19 protein-coding genes are annotated in these 21,564 nt (G+C 72.0%); 14 read left to right on the forward strand and 5 right to left on the reverse strand.

What is annotated here, in order from left to right:
* The 3 genes from WA640_RS11590 to WA640_RS11600 all read left to right on the forward strand — a co-directional run bounded on the left by WA640_RS11590 (position 1) and on the right by WA640_RS11600 (position 2,459).
* Positions 1–1,461: a family 43 glycosylhydrolase gene (locus WA640_RS11590; RefSeq protein WP_335987803.1), complete on the forward strand. Its 1,461-nt coding sequence runs from the start codon at positions 1–3 to the stop codon at positions 1,459–1,461.
* 201 nt (positions 1,462–1,662) lie between these two features.
* Complete coding sequence (locus WA640_RS11595) at positions 1,663–2,022, forward strand: RNHCP domain-containing protein (protein ID WP_335987805.1); 360 nt, start codon at positions 1,663–1,665, stop codon at positions 2,020–2,022.
* 14 nt (positions 2,023–2,036) lie between these two features.
* Positions 2,037–2,459: an RNHCP domain-containing protein gene (locus WA640_RS11600; RefSeq protein WP_335987806.1), complete on the forward strand. Its 423-nt coding sequence runs from the start codon at positions 2,037–2,039 to the stop codon at positions 2,457–2,459.
* Between the two features lie 32 nt (positions 2,460–2,491).
* Here WA640_RS11600 and WA640_RS11605 read toward each other — a convergent pair whose 3' ends face one another.
* Genes WA640_RS11605 through WA640_RS11615 form a run of 3 tightly spaced genes read right to left on the reverse strand, consistent with a single transcriptional unit; the run spans position 2,492 to position 5,007 of the window.
* Positions 2,492–3,175, reverse strand: a complete 684-nt coding sequence (locus WA640_RS11605; RefSeq protein ID WP_335987807.1) for a sulfotransferase domain-containing protein — start codon at positions 3,173–3,175, stop codon at positions 2,492–2,494.
* Between the two features lie 9 nt (positions 3,176–3,184).
* A complete protein-coding gene (locus tag WA640_RS11610; RefSeq protein ID WP_106363628.1) occupies positions 3,185–3,856 on the reverse strand; it encodes a response regulator in 672 nt (223 codons plus the stop codon).
* Positions 3,853–5,007, reverse strand: coding sequence for a sensor histidine kinase (locus tag WA640_RS11615; protein ID WP_335987808.1), 1,155 nt, complete (start codon positions 5,005–5,007; stop codon positions 3,853–3,855). Before WA640_RS11615 ends, WA640_RS11610 begins: the two co-directional genes overlap by 4 nt.
* A 133-nt stretch (positions 5,008–5,140) precedes the next feature.
* Here WA640_RS11615 and WA640_RS11620 point away from each other — a divergent pair, with 133 nt between their 5' ends.
* Entirely contained in the window at positions 5,141–6,436 is a 1,296-nt protein-coding gene (locus tag WA640_RS11620) for an alpha/beta fold hydrolase (RefSeq protein ID WP_335987810.1), read from the forward strand.
* A gap of 45 nt (positions 6,437–6,481) precedes the next feature.
* On the opposite strand, the gene WA640_RS11625 is transcribed toward WA640_RS11620, so the two are convergent.
* The gene (locus WA640_RS11625) at positions 6,482–7,321 is read right to left on the reverse strand and encodes a serine protease (protein ID WP_335987811.1); all 840 of its coding nucleotides are present in this window, start codon (positions 7,319–7,321) and stop codon (positions 6,482–6,484) included.
* A gap of 117 nt (positions 7,322–7,438) precedes the next feature.
* Between WA640_RS11625 and aac(3) the strand changes: the two genes are divergently transcribed.
* Positions 7,439–8,242 carry an aminoglycoside 3-N-acetyltransferase gene (gene aac(3) / locus WA640_RS11630; protein ID WP_335987812.1) on the forward strand — a complete coding sequence of 268 codons (804 nt, stop codon included), beginning with the start codon at positions 7,439–7,441 and terminating at the stop codon, positions 8,240–8,242.
* Here aac(3) and WA640_RS11635 read toward each other — a convergent pair.
* Positions 8,239–9,984, reverse strand: coding sequence for a glycoside hydrolase family 35 protein (locus WA640_RS11635; protein ID WP_335987813.1), 1,746 nt, complete (start codon positions 9,982–9,984; stop codon positions 8,239–8,241). The genes aac(3) and WA640_RS11635 overlap by 4 nt on opposite strands.
* Before the next feature lie 168 nt (positions 9,985–10,152).
* Here WA640_RS11635 and WA640_RS11640 point away from each other — a divergent pair, with 168 nt between their 5' ends.
* The 9 genes from WA640_RS11640 (at position 10,153) to WA640_RS11680 (ending at position 21,424) form a co-directional block, all read left to right on the forward strand.
* Complete coding sequence (locus WA640_RS11640) at positions 10,153–11,166, forward strand: LacI family DNA-binding transcriptional regulator (RefSeq protein ID WP_335987814.1); 1,014 nt, start codon at positions 10,153–10,155, stop codon at positions 11,164–11,166.
* Between the two features lie 122 nt (positions 11,167–11,288).
* Positions 11,289–12,170 carry an ROK family protein gene (locus tag WA640_RS11645; RefSeq protein ID WP_335987815.1) on the forward strand — a complete coding sequence of 294 codons (882 nt, stop codon included), beginning with the start codon at positions 11,289–11,291 and terminating at the stop codon, positions 12,168–12,170.
* A gap of 10 nt (positions 12,171–12,180) precedes the next feature.
* Positions 12,181–14,004, forward strand: a complete 1,824-nt coding sequence (locus WA640_RS11650) for a class I mannose-6-phosphate isomerase (RefSeq protein WP_335987816.1) — start codon at positions 12,181–12,183, stop codon at positions 14,002–14,004.
* A 33-nt stretch (positions 14,005–14,037) separates the two neighbouring features.
* A complete protein-coding gene (locus tag WA640_RS11655; RefSeq protein ID WP_106363620.1) occupies positions 14,038–15,300 on the forward strand; it encodes an ABC transporter substrate-binding protein in 1,263 nt (420 codons plus the stop codon).
* A 7-nt stretch (positions 15,301–15,307) separates the two neighbouring features.
* On the forward strand, positions 15,308–16,213 hold the full coding sequence (locus WA640_RS11660) for a carbohydrate ABC transporter permease (RefSeq protein WP_335987817.1): 906 nt from the start codon (positions 15,308–15,310) through the stop codon (positions 16,211–16,213).
* Positions 16,214–16,216: 3 nt separating this feature from the next.
* On the forward strand, positions 16,217–17,029 hold the full coding sequence (locus WA640_RS11665) for a carbohydrate ABC transporter permease (protein ID WP_335987818.1): 813 nt from the start codon (positions 16,217–16,219) through the stop codon (positions 17,027–17,029).
* An 8-nt stretch (positions 17,030–17,037) separates the two neighbouring features.
* Complete coding sequence (locus WA640_RS11670) at positions 17,038–19,155, forward strand: hypothetical protein (RefSeq protein WP_335987819.1); 2,118 nt, start codon at positions 17,038–17,040, stop codon at positions 19,153–19,155.
* A complete protein-coding gene (locus WA640_RS11675) occupies positions 19,152–20,321 on the forward strand; it encodes a GDSL-type esterase/lipase family protein (protein ID WP_335987820.1) in 1,170 nt (389 codons plus the stop codon). The genes WA640_RS11670 and WA640_RS11675 overlap by 4 nt, the downstream gene beginning before the upstream one ends.
* A complete protein-coding gene (locus WA640_RS11680; protein WP_335987821.1) occupies positions 20,318–21,424 on the forward strand; it encodes a DUF4185 domain-containing protein in 1,107 nt (368 codons plus the stop codon). The genes WA640_RS11675 and WA640_RS11680 overlap by 4 nt, the downstream gene beginning before the upstream one ends.
* Positions 21,425–21,564 lie beyond the last annotated feature (140 nt).

Here is a 21,564-nt window from a genome sequence, read left to right on the forward strand (position 1 = left end):
ATGTCCCGCACGCGGCGCCTCCCGGCGCTCCTCCTCACCCTGCTGGCCCTCCTCGCCTCCCTCACCGTCGCCGTCCCCGCCGCGCAGGCCCAGACCGCGACGTTCACCAACCCGCTCAACAGCTCCGGACCCGACCCCTGGATGACCTACTACCAGGGGAACTACTACCTCATGACGACCCCGTGGAACGGCCCGATCACCATGCGCCGGGCCGCCACCGTCGAAGGGCTCAAGCACGCCGCGGCCGTCCCGGTCTACAACGACTTCCCGGCCGGGCGGGACAAGAACGTGTGGGCCCCCGAGTTCCACCTCATCAACGGACCCAACGGCCCCCGCTGGTACCTCTACTACTCCGCGGGCGCGGGCGGCATCGAGGACCAGCGCGTCCACGTCGCCGAGAGCGCCGGGACCGACCCGATGGGGCCCTACACCTACAAGGGCATGATCTTCGGGGCGCAGAACTGGTGGGGGATCGACGGCAGCGTCGTCACCATCGGCTCCCAGCGGTACTTCCTGTGGTCCGGGGTGCCGGGCCAGTGGACCGGCAGCGACCCGAGCATCTACATCGCGGCCATGACGAGTCCGTGGACGCTCTCGACGCAGCGGACCGCCATCTCGACCCCGCAACTGAGCTGGGAGACGCAGGGCACGCCGATGAACGAGGGTCCGGTGGCGCTGCAGCACAACGGCCGCACGTTCGTCGTCTACTCCGCCAGCGCCTGCCAGGGCCCCGACTACAAGCTGGGGCTCCTGGAGCTGACCGGCACCAACCCGCTCAGCGCCTCGGCCTGGACCAAAAAATCCCAGCCGGTGTTCCAGCGCAGCGACGCGAACGGCGTCTACGGGCCCGGCCACAACGGGTTCTTCACCTCGCCCGACGGCACGGAGCACTGGATCGTCTACCACGCGAACACCTCCGCGTCCCAGGGCTGCGGCGGCACCCGGACCACCCGCATCCAGGAGTTCTCCTGGAACGCCGACGGGACGCCGAACCTCGGCACCCCCGTCTCCGTGAGCACCGTGCTGCCCGTGCCCTCCGGCGAGACCGTGGGCGCCTACAACCGGCTCCAGTCGTACAACTTCCCGACCAGATACGTGCGGCACGCCGACTTCGACGTCAGGATCGACCCGTCCGTCTCCCCGGCGCAGGACGGCCAGTTCCGCCTCGTCACCGGCCTCGCCGGGACCGCCACGGTCTCCTTCGAGTCGGTGAACTACCCCGGCTACTACCTGCGGCACAGCTCATACGACCTGGTCCTGGCCCCGAACGACGGGACCGCCCAGTTCGCCGCCGACGCGACGTTCCGCCGCACCGCGGGCCTCGCCGACGCGTCCGCGGCGTCGTTCCAGTCCTACAACTTCCCCGACCGCTACCTCCGCCACTACGACTACCTGCTGCGGATCGACCCGATCACCACGGCGACCGCACGGGCCGACGCCACGTTCCGCATCACGTCCTGAAAAACGCGTTGACAGGACCCGGCCGCGGTTCCTACCGTGGTCGGGTCCGCACCAGGGCGGACGTCGACCGGGCCTCAGGCCCTAGAGGGACGTGTCCATGACCCGCATCGAGCCGAGCGCGCCTCGCTGCTCCGCTTAGCCACCGAGGCCGCTCGGCCTGCTCTTGCTGTCTTTTCTGTTCTTCCCAGCAAGGAGCTCCGGGTGTCCAACACCGCCAATACCCTCAAGATCCACACCTTCACCTGCGCTTGGTGCGGCCTGACCGCCACCAAGACCGCGAGCGACGGCTCGCTGCGCAACCACTGCCCGTCCTGCCTGCACTCGCAGCACGTCTCCGACCACGTCGAAGGCGGCCCGAGCGAGTGCGAGGGCCGGATGAGCCCGATCGCCATCGCGGTGCTCCGCACCGGCGACTGGATGCTCATCCACCGGTGCGTGCGCTGCGACGAGCTCACCTCGAACCCGGTGTGCGCCGACGACAACCAGCTCATCCTCATGCGCATGGCGGTCCGCCCGCTCGCGCAGCCGCCGTTCCCGCTCGAAGCGCTCGGCAGTCTGTAGGGGTGTGAGCGACCATGCCTCGACGAACCCGACCGCGCGGGCACGACGACCGCCGGAGCCAGCGCCGCAAGGACGTCCTGCACGAGGCCGGCGGCCACCGTGCGAACGACTTCCGCTGCGTGGGCTGCCGACTCGACGTCTCACTGCACGCGCCGGGGACCGCGCACCGCAACCACTGCCCGCAGTGCCTCGCCAGCCTCCACGTGGACCGCCGCATCCCCGGCGACCGCGCCTCGGAGTGCCGGGGCCGCATGGAGGCGGTCGCGGTCTTCACGCGCCCTGACGGCGAGTGGATGATCGTGCACCAGTGCCTCTCGTGCGGGGAGCTGAGCTCGAACCGCATCGCGGGCGACGACAACGCGGTGGCCTTGGTGCGCTTGGCACTGCGGCCGCTGCACGACACCGACAGGGCCAGCCGGACCCTGATCAACCTCTAGCAGTCGGGGCGCCGGCTCCGGTCGGCGCCCCGCTATTCGTAACCGAGTTCCCGCATGGCCGCGGCGTTGTCCGGCTGCGCCCAGAACAGGTCATGCAGGTCCTGCGGGAGCTCGCTCTCGTGCGTTCCCGTCGCGCCCGAGCGGAAGAACGCCGGATCGTGCGCCTGGAGCTCCGCGAACGACGGGATCTCAGCGCCTGCGGCCGGCACCAGCTCGGGGGCGGCCGCGCCGACCGCCTTGCGCACCACCGCGACCGGGTCGGCGATGAGCTCCTCGAAGCGCACCCAGACCGGCGCCGGGGCCGTCGAGCGCCGCCAGGACAGCACGTTCTGCCCCCAGCCGCCCGTGCCGCCGCTCGTGCGCGTGATGATCGCGCGGGCCTCGGCTTCGAAGTCCCCGCCGTCCTTCGTGTTCAGGCGCGCCCACGAGACCGCGCTGTCGCGGCCGTCCCGCACCAGGCAGATCGCGCGGTCCTCCGCAGCGATCACGTCGTCGGTGCGCCGGCGGTGGGTCTTGACGATGTGGACCTCCGGCGAGGCGCGCATCTCCTCGAACGAGGCGGGGCGCTCCCGCGCGTCCATCAGCTCGGGGCCGATCTGCGCGGCCACGCCGTCCACGTCGTAGACGACGTAGGTCGGCACCCGGTAGATCCGTTGCAGCGCAATGCGGAAGAACGTGTTGCCCGAACGCGGGTACGAGGAGAGCCAGACGATCACCGCCAGACCCTATCCGCCCTCGCCGGGCCGGATGAGGCCGTGGTCGAACGCGAAGACCGCCGCGTGGATGCGGTCGCGCAGCCCCAGTTTCGCGAGGACCCGCTTGACGTGGGTCTTGACGGTGGCCTCGCCGACGAACAGCGCGGCCGCGATCTCGGCGTTCGAGCGGCCGCGGCCGAGCAGGAGCAGCACCTCCGTCTCGCGCTCGGTGAGCCGGTCCAGGCGCCGCCGCACCTCCGGGGCCGGCTCGACCGGCGCGTTCCGCGCGAACTCGGCGAGCAGGCGCCGCGTCACGGACGGCCCGAGCAGCGCCTCGCCCGCCGCGAGCGTGCGCACGCCCGCGATGAGCGTCTCGGGCGGGCTGCGCTTGAGCAGGAACCCGCTCGCCCCGGCGCGCACCGCCGCGAACACGTACTCGTCCAGCTCGAACGTCGTCAGCACCAGCACCTTCGGCGGATCATCAAGGGCCGCATGGATCTCGCGGGTCGCGGCGATGCCGTCCAGGACGGGCATGCGCACGTCCATGAGTACCACGTCCGGCGTCGAGTGCAGCGCCTGCCGCACGGCCTCGCGGCCGTCGGCGGCCTCGCCGACCACGGCCACGTCCTCCTGGGTCTGGAGCATCATCCGCAGGCCGACGCGCATCAGCTCGTCGTCGTCGGCGATCACCACGCGGATCATGCGGCCTCCTCCGTGAGCGGCAGCCGGGCGCGGTTGCGCCAGCCGCCCGAATCCAGCGGCCCCGACTCCCACGCGCCGCCCAGCGCCGCGACCCGCTCCCGCATCCCCGCCAGCCCGCGGCCCTGCCGCGACGACTGCGCGACGGTGCCGGACCCATTGTCGCGCACCGACACCTGCACCCAGTCCGCGCCGCGCTCGACCTCCACGACCGCGTGCGCGGGCCGGGCGTGGCGGATCACATTCGTCAGCGACTCCTGGACCACCCGCCGCACCGCCGCCGCGGCCTCGGACCCCAGACCCGCCAGCGCCTCGCCGGGGACGCGCAGCTCCGCGGTCACCTCCGCAGGGAGCGACGCCAGCAGCGCGCGCAGCGACTCCTCCAGGTCCTGATCCGCCGCGTCCGCCTCATCGGCCAGCAGCCCCAAGATCCCGTCCAGGTCGCGCATCGCCTCCCGCCCGACCCGCTCGATACTGCCCAGCACCGCGGTGATCTCCTCCCGGTCCCCGGCCAGCGCGAACCGGGCCGCGCCCGCGTGCGCGACCATCACCGTCACCGCGTGCCCGACCGCGTCGTGCAGCTCCCGCGCCATCCGCGTGCGCTCGGCCGCCCGCGCCTGCCGCACCCGCTCCGCTGCGGCTTCCCGCTCCCGCTCGATCTCGCTGCGCCGCATGGCCTCCTGCACCTCCCACCGGACCCGCCCGGCCCGGCCGACCACGACGGCGACCGCGTGCGCCACCAGCGCGGGCACGAACGCGTCCGCCACCGGGACCAGCACCACCAGGACCACGGCCACCGGAACACACGAAGATTCAATCGCGAACCGCAGCGGCCGGCTCCGCAGCACCAGCGTCAGCGCCATGGCCGTCGCCAGCGACGCGTTCGTCACCGGCAGGCCCGCCAGCGCCACGGCCGCGGTGGCCGCCGACGCCGCACACATCGCCGTCGCCGGGGCGAAGCGCCGGCCCGCGATGGCCGCGAACCACACGACCGCGGCCGCGCGTTCGAGGAGCGGCCCGTCCGCCACGGACGCCACATGGTCCGACGGGCCGATCGAGATGACCGCCGAGAGGTAGGCCACCGCCAGGTCGATGAGGATCCACAGGGGACCGCGGTCGACCCGCCGGTCAGGGCTCCAGCGTCGCAGGTTCACGCCGTCCACGGTACCGGCGCGGGGCCCCGCCGCCGTCCGCCCGCGGGGCGACCCCGCGTCCCCCTCGGAGGGGACGACATCGCTCCGCCGCAGGTGACGCGCACCAGGACCGCCCGCCCATAGCGTCGAAGCCATGAACCAAGCAACGTCCCACCGCCCCTGGCGGATCGCCGCCGCCGTCGTCCTCATCGGACTCGGCCTCGTGCTCGCCCCGTCCCTCGCCGTCCTCGCCTTCCTCGCGGGCGCCACCCTCACCGCCTCCATGCCGCTGCTCACCGCCGCCGCACTGATCGTCCTCGCCGCCGTCGCCTGGACCCTCACCTGGACCGCCGGACGCCTCGCGTTCCCGGCCCGCCGCCGCCTCACCGCCGCCGTCCTCGCGCTGGCCCTCACCGCCGCCGCCGGGGCCGCCGCGGCCACGACCCTGTTCCGCCCCTTGGACATCGACCTGCCCGCCGGGACGCCCGCGGGGGAGTACTGGGACCTGCCGACTGGCTCGCGCATCGCGTACGACCACGTGCCCGCCGCGGGCGAGGCCCGCAACCAGACCGTGGTGCGCCTCCACGGCGGCCCCGGCACGCCCGGCGACGGCCCCGACGACCTCGACCGCGCCCTCGCCGCATCCGGCTTCGACGTCTACGTCTACGACCAGGCCGGCTCCGGCCGCTCCGAACGCCTCGACCCCGCCGACTACACCGTCGCCCGCCAGGTCGCCGACCTCGAAGCGATCCGCGGCGAGATCGGCGCCGACCGGCTCGTCCTCATCGGCGGCTCCTGGGGCGGCACCCTCGCCGCCGCCTACGCCGCCGCGCACCCCGACCACGTGGACCGCCTCGTCTTCACCTCGCCCGGCGCGCTGTGGGCCCCCGAATGGGAGGGCCAGGACGAGGGCGACCTGTGGGACCGGCTCACCCCCGAGCAGAACCGCGAGATGACCGAGTTCGAATCCTCCGGCGGCGTGCGCCTCCTGACCTGGTCGCTCCTCATGGAGGACAACCCCGCCGCCGCCCGCGCGCTCATCCCCGACGCCGAGATCGACGCGGTCTTCGCGCGCCTGCTGTCGATCGTCGGCTCCGCCACCAGCTGCGAGCCCGGCGGCGCGATCGACATCCCCGACGCCGTCCCCGGCTTCTACGCCAACCAGCTCATCGCCGCCGACCAGCTCCGCACCCCCGACCCGCGCCCGGCCCTCGCCGGCCTCGACGCCCCTGCACTGGTCCTGCGGGGCGAATGCGACTACAAGCGCTGGGAGATCACCCGCGAGTACCGCGACGCCATCCCCGGCGCCGAACTCGTCTACTTCGAAGGCGCGGGCCACTCGATCGAAACCGACCGCCCCGACCTCTACATCGACACCGTCACCGCGTTCCTCACGGGAGCGGAACTGCCGCTCCCGGCCTACACCGGCGACGCCGACCCCGCCGCATGAGGACAGGCGGACCCGGCCGGGAAGCCCGGCCGGGTCCGCCGCTCCCTACTGGACGCCCCAGTCCTCCAGGACGTCGTCGATGGCGCCGTTGAAGTCCGCCACCTCGGCGTACACGCCCGGCTGTCCCGCCACGGCGCACTCGTAGCCCCAGCTGACGATGCCGGCGAGGACGAGTTCGCCGTCCCGGTCGGCCATGAGGGGGCCGCCGGAGTCGCCGTCGCACGAGTCGACGCCGCCGTTCTCCAGGTCGCCCGCGCAGAGCATCGTCTGCGCGTCGACCTCGCCGGGGTAGGCGGCCTGGCAGTCGGCGTCGGTCACGAACGGGACCTCGACCCACTGGGCCGCGGTCGGGTACGTGTCGTCGCCGAGGTTGCCCCAGCCCGCGGTCTCCAGCACGTCGTAGACCTCGGGGTCGGCGGCGAGGCCGATCGGCTCGACGTCGAGCTCCTCCTCGAGCAGCAGGAGCGCCCAGTCGTTCGCGAACTCGACTGGCTCGTTCCAGTCGTGCGCGAGGTGGATCTCCGCCACGTCGGCCTCGTCGAGGTCCGGCGATTCGAGGTCGACGGAACCGGCGAGGACGGTGATGTCCACGGCGTTCTTCTCCTCGACGCAGTGCGCCGCGGTCAGGACCACGTTCGGCGCGATGACCGAGCCGCCGCAGAAGTGCTCCGCGGCGGGCTCGCCAGGCAGCTCGTCGCCGATGCTGACGAGCCACGGGTACTGGCCCTCGGACGCGGGCCCGCCGCCGACGATCTGCGCCTCGAAGCCGCCTTCGGGCGACTCGACGGCGTTGGCGGCGATGCCGCCCCAGACCAGCGCGACGGCGCCGAGGCCCGCGGCGGCGCCGACGCCCGCCCGGACCAGGTGCTTCCTCTTGAACTCCACGGTGAACCTTTCGGGGTGGATGCGAGGGTCGGGCCGAATGGCCCGCCTCGCAGGAAAATATCCGGATCGTCCCGGGACCCCTCCCGGCCGGATTCGCGCGTCGGCGAGAATCGCCCGATGAGCGAACAGGTCCACACCCGCACCGGCCTCGCCGCCGACCTCCGCCGGATCGGCCTCGCCGACGGCGACGCCGTCATGGCCCACGCGGCGTTCAAGCAGGTCGGCACCGTCCTCGGCGGCCCCGACACCCTCGTGGACGCGATCCTCGACGCCGTGGGCCCCAAGGGGACCCTGCTGTCCTACCAGGACTGGGAGCCCGGCGTCGAGGTGTGGGACGACGACGGGCGCGTCCTCGACGAGTACCGCGACCACGTGCCGCCCTACGACCCGGCGACCGCCCGCCCCGCGCGGTACATCGGGCTCCTCGCCGCCACGGTCGGCTCCCGCCGCGGCGTGCGCCGCAGCCGCAACCCCGGCGCGGCCGTCGCCGCGCTCGGCGCCCGCGCCGAGGAGTTCACCGCCGACCACCCGTACGACTACGGCTACGGCGAGGGCTCCCCGTTCGCGCGCCTCGTCGCCGCGGGCGGGAAGGTGCTCATGCTCGGCGCGCCCCTCGACACCATGACGCTGCTGCACCACGCCGAGCATCTCGCCGACCTGCCCGGCAAGCGCCGCATCAGGATCGAGTACCCGCTCGCCACGGCCCACGGCACCGAGTGGCGCACCGTCGAGGAGTACGACACGGGCGACCCGGTCGTGACCGGGCCGCCCGAGGACTACTTCAAGGACATCGTGGAGGACTTCCTCGCCACGGGGCAAGGGACCCGTGGCACCGTCGGCGGGGCCGCCAGCGTCCTCGTGGACGCGGCCGCGATCGTGCCGTTCGCCGTCGCCTGGATGGAGGAGCGGTACGGGGCCTAGAACTCCAGCGGGCCCAGCGACGGCTCCGCGACGAACCGCAGCACCGCTTCGGGTGCGCCGTCGAGTTCGAGGAGCACCGCCTCGTTGCGGCCCGGCCGCAGCACCGGGCCGGGCACGTACAGGGTCCGCTGCGGGCCGCGGGACCAGTAGCGGCCCAGGCAGAACCCGTTGATCCAGGCGATGCCCTTGCCGAGGGCCGAGGTGTCGAGGAACCGGTCCGCGGTCTCGTCCACGGCGAACTCGGCGTGCGCGAACCGCAAACCCGGGACGGCCGGGGCCGCCTCGCCCGCGCCCGCCGCCAGAACGAGCAGGTCCGCCTCGCCGATCGCGCGGGTCGTCCAGTCCGACAACGGCTTCCCGCCGAGGCTCACGCCGCCGACGAGGCCCTTGTCCTCGCCGAGGCGCGGCCCGTAGTTGACGCGGCCCTGGTTCTCCACCAGCAGCCGCAGCGACTCGCGGACCGGCGGGATCGCCAGCGCCCGCTGGTGCAGCTCGCGGGACAGCACCCCCACGGTGACACCGTCGACCACGACGTGGACGCGGTCGCGCACCTCGCCGACGACGAGGACGCCCGCGTCGGCGGCGAACCGCTTCTCGTGCAGGAGGAACGCCGCGTCGTGGCGGGCCTGCGCGAACGACGGGACCTCAGTGGACTCGATGGAGTCGAGCGCTTCGGCCGCGGCCAGGATCGGGGCGCCGACGAGGAGCGGGGCCTCGCCGGTCGGCGCGGGCGCGGCTTCGTCCGGAACCTCTTGGGGCAGTTCGGTGTAGCGGCCGATGACCTCGCGGAACGCCCAGTACTTCGCGGTGGGGCGGCCCGCCTCGTCCAGGGGCGCGTCGTAGTCGTAGCTGGTGGTGATGGGCATGTACGTGCCCTTGTCGTTGGCGCCGCTGGTGAGCCCGAAGTTGGTGCCGCCGTGGAACATGTACAGGTTCACCGAGGCGCCGCGGCCCAGGAGCACGTCGAGGTCGGCGGCGGCGTCGGCGGCCGTCGTGGTGTGGTGGTGGGTGCCCCAGGAGTCGAACCAGCCGTCCCAGTACTCCGAGGACATGAGCGGCCCGGTCGGCTGGTGCGCGCGCAGGGTGTCGAGGCGCTCGTCGGAGCGGGACCCGAAGGACGCGGTCATGTGCAGGCCCGGCAGGGACCCGCGCTTGAGCATCCACGGCTGCGGCTGGTCCACTGTGGTCAGCGGGACGGTGATCCCGTTGTCGCGGAACATGCCCGTGAGGGTCTCCAGGTACGCCGTGTCGTCGCCGTAGGCGCCGTACTCGTTCTCGACCTGCATGAGGATCACGGGCCCGCCCGCGTCGATCTGGAGCGGGGCCACGATCGCGCACACGCGCCGCAGGTACTCCTCGATCGCGGCGAGGAACTTCGGCTCGCCGCGGCGCACGCCGACTTCGGGGTCGGCGAACAGCCAGGCAGGGAGGCCGCCGTTGTCGAACTCGGCGCAGATGTAGGGGCCGGGCCGCACGATCGCGTGCATGCCCTCGGCGGCGACCGCTTCGAGGAAGCGGCGCAGGTCGAGGCGCCCCTCCTCGGTCCAGGAGCCGGGCTCGACGGCGTGGAGGCTCCACGGCACGTACGTCTCGACGGTGTTCAGGCCCATGAGGCGGGCCTTGCGGATGCGGTCGGTCCAGTGGTCGGGGTGGACCCGGAAGTAGTGGACCGCGCCCGAGAGCACGCGGCGGGGCTCGCCGTCGAGCAGGAAGTCGTGCTCGCCGATCGCGAAGCGGCTCATGGGCGGGTCCCTCTCTCGGAGTATTTACAGCCATCGGAAAAAGTACTCGCATCTCTCGGGCCCGCCGTCGGCCGGTCCCGCGCGCGGTGAGGTAGCCCCCTTCCATGGGCCCGCCGGGCCGGGCGCCGTTCGCATAGGATTGGCGCACTACGCGTGGGAAGGGCGGGCATGTCGACGTTTCGAGGGGCGCGGCAGCCGACCATCAAAGAGGTCGCGAGCCGCGCCGGGGTGAGTCCGATGACCGTCTCGCGCACGCTCGCCGGGGGCCGGAACGTGCGGCCCGACGTGCAGGAGCGCGTCATGGAGGCCGTCAAGGAGCTCGGCTACTACCGCAACGAGAACGCCCGGAGCCTGCGCCCGGGCCAGCCGAGCGGGCTCGTCGGCGTCGCCATCACCAACCTCGCGAACCCCTACTACGGCAACTTCGCGCTGGGCGTCGAGGAGGTCGCCGCCGAGCACGGGCGGCGCATCCTCCTGGGGAACACCGGCGAGGACGACGCGCGCGAGCGCCAGCTCGTCTCCGACTTCATCGGCCGCCAGGTGGACGGCCTCATCCTGGTCCCGACCAGCGGCGACGCCGAGCACCTGCGGCCCGAGCGGCTCGGGGACGTGCCGCTGGTGCTCGCCTCCCGGCGCGTGCCGGGCCTCGACGTCGACACGGTCCTCCTCGACGACGTCGGCGGCGCCTACCGCGGCACGCTCTCGCTCCTCGACGCCGGGCACACCCGCATCGGGTTCCTCGGGAACCGCAGCTCGGTGTTCACCGGCGAGCGCCGCTACCGCGGCTACGAGCGGGCGATGCTGGAGCGCGGCGTGCCGATCGACCCGCGGATCGTCTTCCGCGACCAGCAGGACGTGGCCGCGGCGACCCGCGCCGCCAAGGCCATGTTCGACGCCGCCGACCCGCCCACGGCGGTCTTCAGCGCCAACAACCGGAACACGATCGGCGCGATCCGCGAGATCGGCCGCCGCATCCGCGACGGCGAGCCGCTGCACCCGGCGGTCGTCAGCTTCGACGACTTCGAGCTCTCCGAGCTCATGCCCGTGCCCGTCACGGTGATCGACCACGACGCGCGCCTGCTCGGCCGCGAGGCCGCCACGCTGCTGTTCTCCCGCCTCGACGGCACCGCCGAGGACGGCCCGAGGACCGTGGAACTGCCCGTCTCGATCGAATTCCCCTGATCTCCCCGCGCGTCACACCCGCCACATCCGACCGGGTTGCACATCGCCGCGCTATGTTGGTAACGTTACCAACCGCGGGGCCGTCGCAAGGCCCCTGACACGAGCTGACGAGGAGGCGGGCGATGGAGCTCTGCATCGACTTCGGCGGTTCCGAGATCAAACTCGGCGCCGTCGACAACGGTGCCCCCGTCCGCACCGCCGTCGTCCCGGTCGGCGACGGGGACCTCGAAGCGGCCGCTGCCGCCGCGAGGGACCTCGTCGAAGGACTCTCCCCGGGAGCGGTCGGCATCGCGGTCCCCGGAGTGGTGGACCGCGCCGCCGGCCGCATGGTCAAAGCCCACGACAAGCACCCGCGGCTCGACGGCCTCGACCTGGTCGCCTGGGCCCGCGACGCGTTCGGGCTCCCCGCGGTCGTCGAGAACGACGCCCGCGCCGCGCTCGTCGGCGAGACCGCCACCGGCTCCGCCGCAGGTGCGCGCGACGCGGTCCTCATGACCCTCGGCACCGGCATCGGCACCGCCGCGATCATGGACGGCGTGCTCCTGCGCGGCGCCCACGACCACGCGGGCATCCTCGGCGGCCACCTCACCCTCGACCTCGACGCCGGACTCTGCAACTGCGGCAACGTCGGGTGCGCCGAGTCCATCGCCGGGGCCTGGGCCATCCGCCGCGACCTCGCCGCCCGCGGCGACGCCGTCGCCGACGTCCGCGAGATGTTCGCCGCCGCCGCAGCGGGCGACGCCGCGGCCGCCGCCGTCCGCGACCGCGCGATCCGGGCCTGGGGCGCCACCGCCGTCTCCCTGTGCCACGCCTACGACCCCGACGTGGTGATCCTGTCCGGCGGGATCATGCGCGCCGGCGAGGCCGTCGCCGCCCCCGTCGCGGCCTACGTGCGCGAGCACCTCTGGACCAGCTCGCACCGCCCGGCCTTCACCGTCCCCGACCGACCCGACCTCTCGGTGCTGCGCGGACTCGCCGTCCTCGCCGCCGGAACCCATTCCTGAAGGAGCGCACGTGCCTACCGCCAGCCCGTCCGAGACCGTCGGACGCTACGACAAGCAGCCGACCGTGCCGCTGCCGGCCGACGCCCGCGTCCTCACCGGCGCGGACGGCTGGGCCGCCGCCGCCGAGGTCGCGACCGCGCGCGCCGCCGGGCGCGCCCCGCTGCTCGCCGTCGACGCGTACCCGGGCGCGGACCTCCCGCTCATCAAAGACGCCATCGCCGCGGCCCTCCCGGACTGGACCGTCGTCGACGTCGAGGACGCCGCCGCCCTCCCCATCGAGGTCATCGACGACCGGATCGCCGACAACCTCACCGACGACCGCGTCTTCGGCGTCCTCTCCCACGCCAACGTGACCGCGTTCTACGACACCGAGCGGCTCGACAAGCTCGCCGTCGAAGCCGACGGCGACGACCGGCCCCTGGTGCTCGTCGGCTGGGGCGCCGACCTCGTCGCCCGCCGCACCGGAGCCCCCTACGCGCTCGTCCTCGCCGACATGGCCCGCTGGGAGATCCAGCTGCGCCAGCGCGAAGGCGCCACCAACTGGCGCGCCCAGAACCCCGCCGAGGACCGCCTCCGCAAGTACAAGCGAGGCTTCTTCGTCGAATGGCGCGCCGCCGACCGCCACAAGCGCACCATGTTCGACCGCGTCGACTTCGTCCTGGACGCCAACGCCATCGGCGCCGCCCACGCCGACCCCCGCCCTGCCGGGATGGTCACCGGCGACGCGTTCCGCGCCGCCGTCGCGGGCGCCGCGCAGCGGCCCTTCCGCGTCGTCCCCTTCTTCGACCCCGGCGTGTGGGGCGGCCAGTGGATGAAGGAGAAGCTCGACCTCGACCCGTCCCAGCCGAACTACGCCTGGTGCTTCGACTGCGTCCCCGAGGAGAACTCCCTGCTCCTCGAAGACGCCGACGGCGCGGTCGTCGAGATCCCGTCCCTCGACCTCGTGTTCACCCAGCCGAAGGCCCTCCTGGGGGAGCGGACCTACGCGCGCTTCGGCGCCGAGTTCCCCATCCGCTTCGACTTCCTCGACACCATGGGCGGCGGCAACCTCTCCCTCCAGGTCCACCCCCTCACCGACTACATCCAGCAGACCTTCGGGATGCACTACACGCAGGACGAGTCGTACTACCTGCTCGACGCGGGCGACGACGCCGTCGTCTACCTCGGCGTCAAGGACGGCGTCGACCGCGACGCGATGCTGGAGGACCTGCGCGCCGCCGAAACGGGCGAGCGCCCGTTCGAAGCCGAGAAGTACGTCAACGCCTTCCCCGCGAAGAAGCACGACCACTTCCTCATCCCCGCGGGCACCATCCACTCCTCCGGCGCGAACTCGATGGTCCTCGAAATCTCCGCGACCCCGTTCATCTTCACCTTCAAGCTCTGGGACTGGGGCCGCGTCGGCCTCGACGGCATCCCCCGCCCCGTCCACCTCGACCACGGCGAGCGCAACCTCGTCTGGGAACGCGACACCGCCTGGACCGAGTCGAACCTCGTCAATCAGGGCGAGCTCATCGCCCGCATCGGCGACACCGTCGAGGAGCGCACCGGCCTCCACGAGCTGGAGTTCATCGAGGTCCGCCGCCACTGGTTCTCCGACGAGGTCCTGCACGACACCGAGGGCACCGTCAACGTCCTCAACCTCGTCGAAGGCGACGAAGTCGAAGTCGCCTCGCCCACCGGGGCGTTCGCGCCCTACACCGTCCACTACGCCGAGACCTTCATCGTCCCGGCCGCCGTGGGCCCGTACCTCATCCGGCGGTCGGCGCGTTCGCGCAGCGACCGGTTCGGAACCGTGAAAGCCTCGGTCCGCGGCACCCGCACCGGCGAGGCGTAGCCCGTTCACCCCTTGAGAACAAAGGAGTTCACCATGAGATCCAAGCGGATCCCTCTCACCATCGCGGCGGCCGCCGCGGCGAGCCTCGTGCTCGCCTCCTGCGGCGGCGGCGCGGACGACGACGGCGCCACCACCGGCACCCTCGACTTCTACACCAACAAGGCCGCGTGGGAGCCCGACTTCGACGAGCTCAACGCCACCAGCGAATCCGGCGCCGACATCACCCTGAACACCACCGGGTACTCCGACGCCGACCAGTACGACGCGTTCATCAAGCAGTCGTTCCGCACCGACAAGAGCCCCGGCCTGTTCACCTGGCAGACCGGCCCCTCGCTCACCGAGCTCGTCGACGAGGGCCTCATCGCCCAGACCACCGACATCTGGACCAAGGCCGTCGACGAGGGCTGGGTCTCCGAGGACCTGCGCGACTCGTACACCTTCGACGGCGAGCAGTACTGCGTGCCCATGAACATCGCCTACTGGGTCATGTACTACAACAAGAACATCTTCGAAGAGCAGGGCCTCGAAGAGCCCACCACCTGGGCCGAACTCGACGCCATCGCCTCGCAGCTCTCGGACGCCGGGATCACCCCGTACTACCAGACCAGCACGCTGTTCACGTTCCAGTGGTTCCAGCAGCTCGTCGCGGGCACCGACCCCGAGCTCTACAACGGACTCGCCACCGGCGAGGTCAAGTACACCGACCCCGAGATCGTCGACATCATGAACACCTGGCTCGACCAGGAGGAGGCCGGCTGGTTCTCCGACGCCGGCTCCACCGTCGACCCGGCCGTCGGCCTCAAGCAGGGCGACTTCGCGATGATCAACTTCGGGTCCTTCTTCAACGGCTCCCTCGACGGCGCCGGCATGGTCTCCGGCGAGGACTACGACATGTTCGTGATCCCCGCGGTCAACGGCGACCTGGAGAAGACCCCCGTCGCCGTCGAGTCCGGCCCGCTCTGCGTCGCCGAGAACTCCTCGCAGAAGACCCTCGGCCTCACCTACTCCGAGTGGTGGATGTCGCCCGACGCGCAGACCGCCTGGAGCGAGGCCCGCGGCGACGTCGCGTTCAACCCGCAGGCCACCGTCGCCGACCCGATGCTCGAAGACCTCGGCACCACCGTCTCCGGCGACGGCTACGAACTCTACGACCGCTACTACGAGGCCACGCCCACGCCGATCCTCACCGTCGCGCTCGAACAGTTCGGCGCCTTCATCGCCAACCCGTCCGACCCGCTCCCGTACCTGGAGGCCATCCAGGCCGAGGCCGACGACTACTGGGCAGACCAGGGATAGCACCTCGATGACGACCGACAAGACCCTCAGCCCGCAGGCCCTGCGCCAGCGCGACCAGTACCGCTGGTCGGCCCTCGGGTTCATCGCCCCGGGCGTGCTCCTCGTGGCGGTGCTCCTGTACCTGCCGCTGCTGTGGACGACCTTCCTCAGCCTCACCGAGTACAACGGCCTGGGCGACCCCGAATGGATCGGCGTCGAGAACTACGTCGAGATGTTCGACGACCCCGAATTCCTCGGCTCCGTGCTCAACACGCTGCTGTGGGTCGGCGGGACGCTCCTCGTCCCGGTGGGCATCGGGCTGGGGGTCGCCCTGCTCACCTGGAACCTCAAGGGCGGCACCTGGCTGCGCCTGCCGTTCCTCATCCCGTACGCGCTCTCGGGGATCGGCGTCGGCGTCATCTGGTCGTTCATCCTGTCCGGCGGCGGCGCCCTCGACCAGGCGCTGGCCGCCTTCGGGGTCGACGACACGCCGCGCTGGCTCGTCGACGCCCCGCTCAACACGGTCGTGATGATCCTCGCGACCGCGTGGCAGGGCGTCGGCGTGAACGCCCTGCTGTTCACGATCGGCCTCCAGTCGATCCCGCGCGAGCCGCTCGAAGCGGCGCGCATGGACGGCGCGAACGGGATGCGGCTGTTCCGGTCCATCCTGTGGCCGATGCTGCGGCCGCTCACCGCGGTCGTCGTGGGCCTGTCGATCGTCGCGTCGCTGAAGACCTTCGACATCGTGCAGGGCATGACGAAGGGCGGTCCGGGCCGCGACTCCGAGACGCTCGCGCTGACGATGTACAAGGAGACCTTCGTGAACAGCGACTACGGCCTGGGCTCGGCGATCGCCGTGTTCCTCACCGTGGTCACCCTCATCGCGTCCATCCTCTACCTGCGCCAGCAGCTGTCCAGCAAGCACGGGGTCTGAGCAATGTCACGAGTCGTCCGCACCGCCGTCCTCGCCGTCCTCGGCCTGTTCTGGCTGCTCCCGGTCTACCTGCTGCTGGTCAACGCCGCGAAGTCCCCGGAGGCGTTCACGACCAAGGAGTCGTGGCTGCCCACGGACTTCTCCCTGTTCGGGAACATCGCCGAGGCCATGCGGCTCTCCGGCCTCGCCGAGAGCGCCGCGAGCACGCTCCTGTACGCGGTGGTCTCGCCCGCGATCGCCGTCCTCGTCGGCGCGGCCGCCGGGTTCGCGATCGTCGCGCTGCGCCTCAAGCACGGGTTCGCGTGGTTCGTCGCGATCTTCGGCGGCACCGTGTTCCCCCTCCAGATGATCCTGCTGCCGCTGTTCGACGCGTACTCGCGGACCGGCCTGTTCGATACCCAGACGGGTATGATCGCGGTGTACACGGCGATCTCGATCCCGTTCTCGGCGTTCGTGATGCGCAACTTCTTCAGCGGCATCGCGCACAACGTGTTCGAGGCGGCCGTCATCGACGGGGCCTCGACCTGGCGGATCTTCGCCCGCGTCTACCTGCCGATGGCGTCGAGCGCCCTCGTGGCGATCTTCATCCTCCAGGCCACGTTCATCTGGAACGACTTCCTGCTGGGCCTCGTGCTCAGCCAGTCGGACACGGTGCGGCCCATCGTGACCAGCCTCGCGGGCATGCAGAGCACGTACGGCGGGGCGCAGATGTCCACGGTGCTCGCGGGCGGCCTGCTCGTCTCGCTGCCCACGGTGGTCCTGTTCCTCTTCACGCAGAAGTTCTTCGCCCGCGGCCTCGCGCTCGGGCAGTACTAGGAGCCTCCATGCGCCACATACCCACAGTGGACGACCTCGCCGCCGACCCGGTGACGCACCACTACGACGACATGATCGCCCCCAGCGGCCTGACGAACCTCCTCGGCACCGTCCGCGTCGACCACGACCTCACCGCGGTCTCGGCCGTCACGTTCCCGCCGGTCTCCCAGGGCCTCACCAGGACCGCCGCCTCCTTCGTGGACGGACGCCTGGTGGAGTCCTACGGCGCCCCCATCACCCACGAGTGGCGCCCCGACCGGGTCCGCCGCTCCGTGTCCCTCCCGGGCCTGGACCTGACCACTGTCACGGTCTGCGCCCCGGGGGAGACCGGGATCGCGATCGACGTGCGCGCCACGAACACCGGCGACGCGCCGCGCACGGTCGCCGTCACGCTCTCGCTCGCCGCGGGCGCCGCCCGCTCCGCCGACGCCTGGCTCGACGCCGTGGCCCCCGAGGAGCGCAACCGCGCCGCCGCCGAGACCTCCCGCCTGGTCTTCCGCAACGGCGCGGGCACCGCCTGGAGCGTCCAGGGCGTCGACGCCGACGCCGAGGTCCGCCTCTCCGGGATCGCCCCCGCCGCAGGCGAACACGAGGTCGGCATCGGCGGCATCGAACGCGGCGGCGAGATCACCGTCCGCCTCGACCTCGCCCCCGGCGGGACCGGCCGCTTCGGGTACGTCCACACCGTCGGCGCCACCGAGACCGAAGCGGCCGAGGCGTTCGCGCGCATCGCCGCCGACGTCCCCGGCTCCGTCGCGGACGCCGAGACCTACTGGGACCACCAGCTCGCCGCCGCCTTCACCCCCGGCAACGACGAGTTCTCCGGCCACCTCCCGGTCCTGGAGACCACCTCCGAGCCGCTGCGGCGCCTCTACTGGTGGGGCGTGCTCGGCACGATCTGGTTCCGCCGCGACTTCAAGGACAACGTCCTCGGCCGCAGCTACGACACCCTCATGCCCAACTACTGGGCGACGACCACGTTCATCTGGGACTACTCCCTCTCCTCGATCACCCACGCGCTCCTCGACCCCGCGGTCATGCGCCGCCAGGTCGAGCACTGGATCGCCTCCGACATCCACACCCACTTCGGGACCTCCTCGCTCACCGGCGGGCCCGTCGGGCGCTGGTACTCCGTCAACGACTACGCGATGACCCGCCTCGTCCACGACTACCTCCGCTTCACCGGCGACACCGCGCTCCTGGACGCCGCACCGGGCGGGCGCACGGTCGCCGAGCACCTCCACGACTGGGCCCACGCCTGGCAGGGCCTGCGCGGCGCCTCGCCGCTCGCCGACTACGGCGAGATCGACAACCTCCTCGAATGCGTCAGCTCCTACACCCACGAGGTCGCGAGCCTGAACGCCGCCAACGTCTGGAACCTCCGCACCCTCGCCGAGATCCTCACGGCCCGAGGCGATGCCGACGGGGCCGCGGCCCTCCGCGAAGAGGCCGCCGCACTTGTCAAGGAAGTCGCCGACCTCTACGTCCCCGGCAGCGGCCACTTCGCCGCCCGCCAGCCCGACGGCACCCGCGTGCCGGTCCGCCACGTCTACGACTTCTCCGTCGTCGGCACCACCATCGCCGCAGACCTCGACGACCAGGTCCGCCGCGAGATGGTCGACTTCTTCCAGCGCGAGCTGCGCACCGAGGTCTGGCTCCGGTCACTGTCCCCTTGGGACTCCGACGCGAGCTTCAGTCCCCGCCCCGACCACCAGTGGAACGGCGCCTACCCGGCGTGGCCCGCCGACGCCGCCCGTTCGCTCGTGGCCCTGGGCGAACCGCAGGCCGCCATCGACTGGATCCCCGGGCTCGCGCGCTCCGCGAACCAGGGCCCGCCCGGACAGGCGCACTTCACCGAAGAGGCGATGCCCGCGGTCAACGGCGGCGCCCGCAAGGCCCCGCCGCAGCTCCCGTACATCATCGACTGGGCCTGCTCCTCGGCCGGATCGTATGTGGCCCTGGTGATCGAGTCGTTCTTCGGCGTCGACCCGGCCGTCGGCTCGACCGACCTCGACACCTCGCGGGCGTGCATCGCCGACCTCGACCCGGACGCGGTCCTGCGCGGCCTGCGCATCGGGGACCGGCTCGTGGACGTCCGCGCCGACGGCAGGGTCATCGACGCATGACCTTGCAGCGCATCGCGATCACCCCGGCGATGGTGCGCGGCGCCGTGGAGCTGGAGGAGACCGGCCGCGGCCTCCTCCCGCACCGGCTCCCGCGCTGGGCCCGCCGCCAGATCCCCGACCGGTTCATGGTCCAGACCAGCGCGGAGAGCGCGGGCGTGCGCCTCGCCCTCCGCACCGCCGCCGACGTGATCGAACTCGACGTGCAGGCCCGCCGCATCGCCGACGACGCCGAAGCGCCCATGCCGCCGAGCGTCTACGAACTCACCGAGCGCGGCGCGGTCGTCGCCACCGCCGCCGTCCCGGTCGGCTCCCGCTTCGTCTTCACCTTCGACCGCCCCTACGGCGAGGTCGCCCCCGGCCCCGACGCCACGGCCCGCTTCACAGGGCTCGGCACGGGAACCGAACGCGACCTCGAACTCTGGCTCCCGTACTACGACGCCGTCGAGCTCCTCGAACTCCGCGCCGACGCCCCCGTTGCGGCGCAACCGGATTCGGGCGCGCTCCGCTGGGTCCACCACGGCTCCAGCATCAGCCACGGCTACCGCGCCGACACCACCACGGGCACCTGGCCCGCGGTCGCCGCGCTCCGCGCGGGCGCCTACCTCACCAACCTCGCGTTCAGCGGGAACGCGATGCTCGACCCGTTCACCGCCCGGACCCTCCGCGACACCCCCGCCGACCTCATCACCCTGAAGATCGGCATCAACCTCGTCAACGGCGACGTGATGCGCATGCGCGCGTTCCGGCCCGCCGTGGACGGCTTCCTCGACACGATCCGCGAAGGCCATCCCGCGACCCCGATCGTCCTGGTCTCCCCGATCTGGTGCGCGCCAGTGGAGACCGCGGCCGGGCCCACGATCCAGGACCCCGACCGCGCCGAGGAGTGGTCGATCGCCGGAGGCACCGAAGCGGACGTGCTCACCGGCCACCTGTCCCTCCAGGCGATCCGCGCCGAACTCGCGGCCATCGTGGACCGGCGCCAGGACGACGACCACCGCCTCCACTACCTCGACGGCCTGTCGCTCTACGGCGAAACCGACGCCGCCGCCATGCCGCTCCCCGACAACCTCCACCCCGGACCCGACGTGCAGCGGCTCATCGGCGAGCGCTTCGCCGACCGCGTGCTCATCGAGTTCACCCCCGAACTGCAAAGGAGCAGTACATGACCAACCGACCGACAACCGTGGCCGCCGCGGTCCTCACCGGGCTCGCCGTCGCCGCGGTCCCGACCGCCGCGCAGGCCGCGACCGCCTGCGCGACCACCGCTTCCGCCAGCGTCAACGAGGAGCTCACGGAGCTGTTCGGCACCTACGGCGACACCGCCGGTCGCTGGACCGGCGCCGACTCCGCCTACAGCGTCCCGCTGCCCGACGGCTCGACCGCGTGGCTGTACTCCGACACGTTCATGGGCGAGGTGAACGACGACCTGTCCCGGCCGCTCGACTCGCCGTTCCTGCACAACTCGATCATCGTCGACGACGGCGGGGACCTCACCACCGTCACCGGCGGCACCGAGGCCGCGCCGGAGTCCCTCGTGAAGGTCCCCGGCGGCGACGAGACGCAGAACTGGTACTGGTTCGGCGACGGCACGGTCGAAGGCGACACCCTCCAGGTGATGCTCCTCGAATTCGTCAAGACCGGCACCGGCGTCTTCGACTTCGCATTCGCGGGCAACGCCGTCGCGAGCTTCGACACGGCCGACATGAGCCTCACCGCGATCACCGACCTCCCCGAGTCCGACGTCAACTGGGGCTCGGCGATCTACGAGGACGGCGGCTACACATACGTGTTCGGCGTCGAGGACAACCAGGCGCAGAAGTACGCCCACCTCGCCCGCGTCCCCTCCGGCGACCTGACCACTGCGCCGTGGGAGTACTACGCGGACGGGACCTGGTCCACCGACCCGACCGGTTCCTCCCGCATCCTCGAAGGCGTCTCCAACGAGTTCAGCGTGAGCATGTTCCAAGGCAAGTTCACGCTCGTCACCGGCGACGCGACGCAGCCGCTGAGCGCCGACATCGTCATGTACCGCGCCGACGACCTCGCGGGCCCGTACACCGGCAAGACCGTCCTGTACTCCACCCCCGAGACCGGCGGGAACGTCTTCACCTACAACGCGAAGGCCCACCCGCAGCTCGGCGACCGCGACACCCTGCTGGTCACCTACAACGTGAACAGCTTCGAGGGCGACGACCTCTACGCGGACGCCCACCTGTACCGCCCCCGCTACATCGACGTCGACCTGGTGATCCCGGGCCGGCGGCGATAAGCAGACGGGCCGCCCGGCACACCCCCGGGCGGCCCCGTCCCCTTCCCGAGCCCGATTCGCGCATTCCGCCGCACCGGCCCTCTGTCCGGAGTAGACAGGAGCGAAAAGGGACGGCCCGCCGCGCGCGAGGCCGCTGGGGT

It is taken from the genome of Glycomyces sp. MUSA5-2 (genome assembly GCF_037034145.1).
GTDB lineage: Bacteria > Actinomycetota > Actinomycetes > Mycobacteriales > Micromonosporaceae > Glycomyces > Glycomyces artemisiae.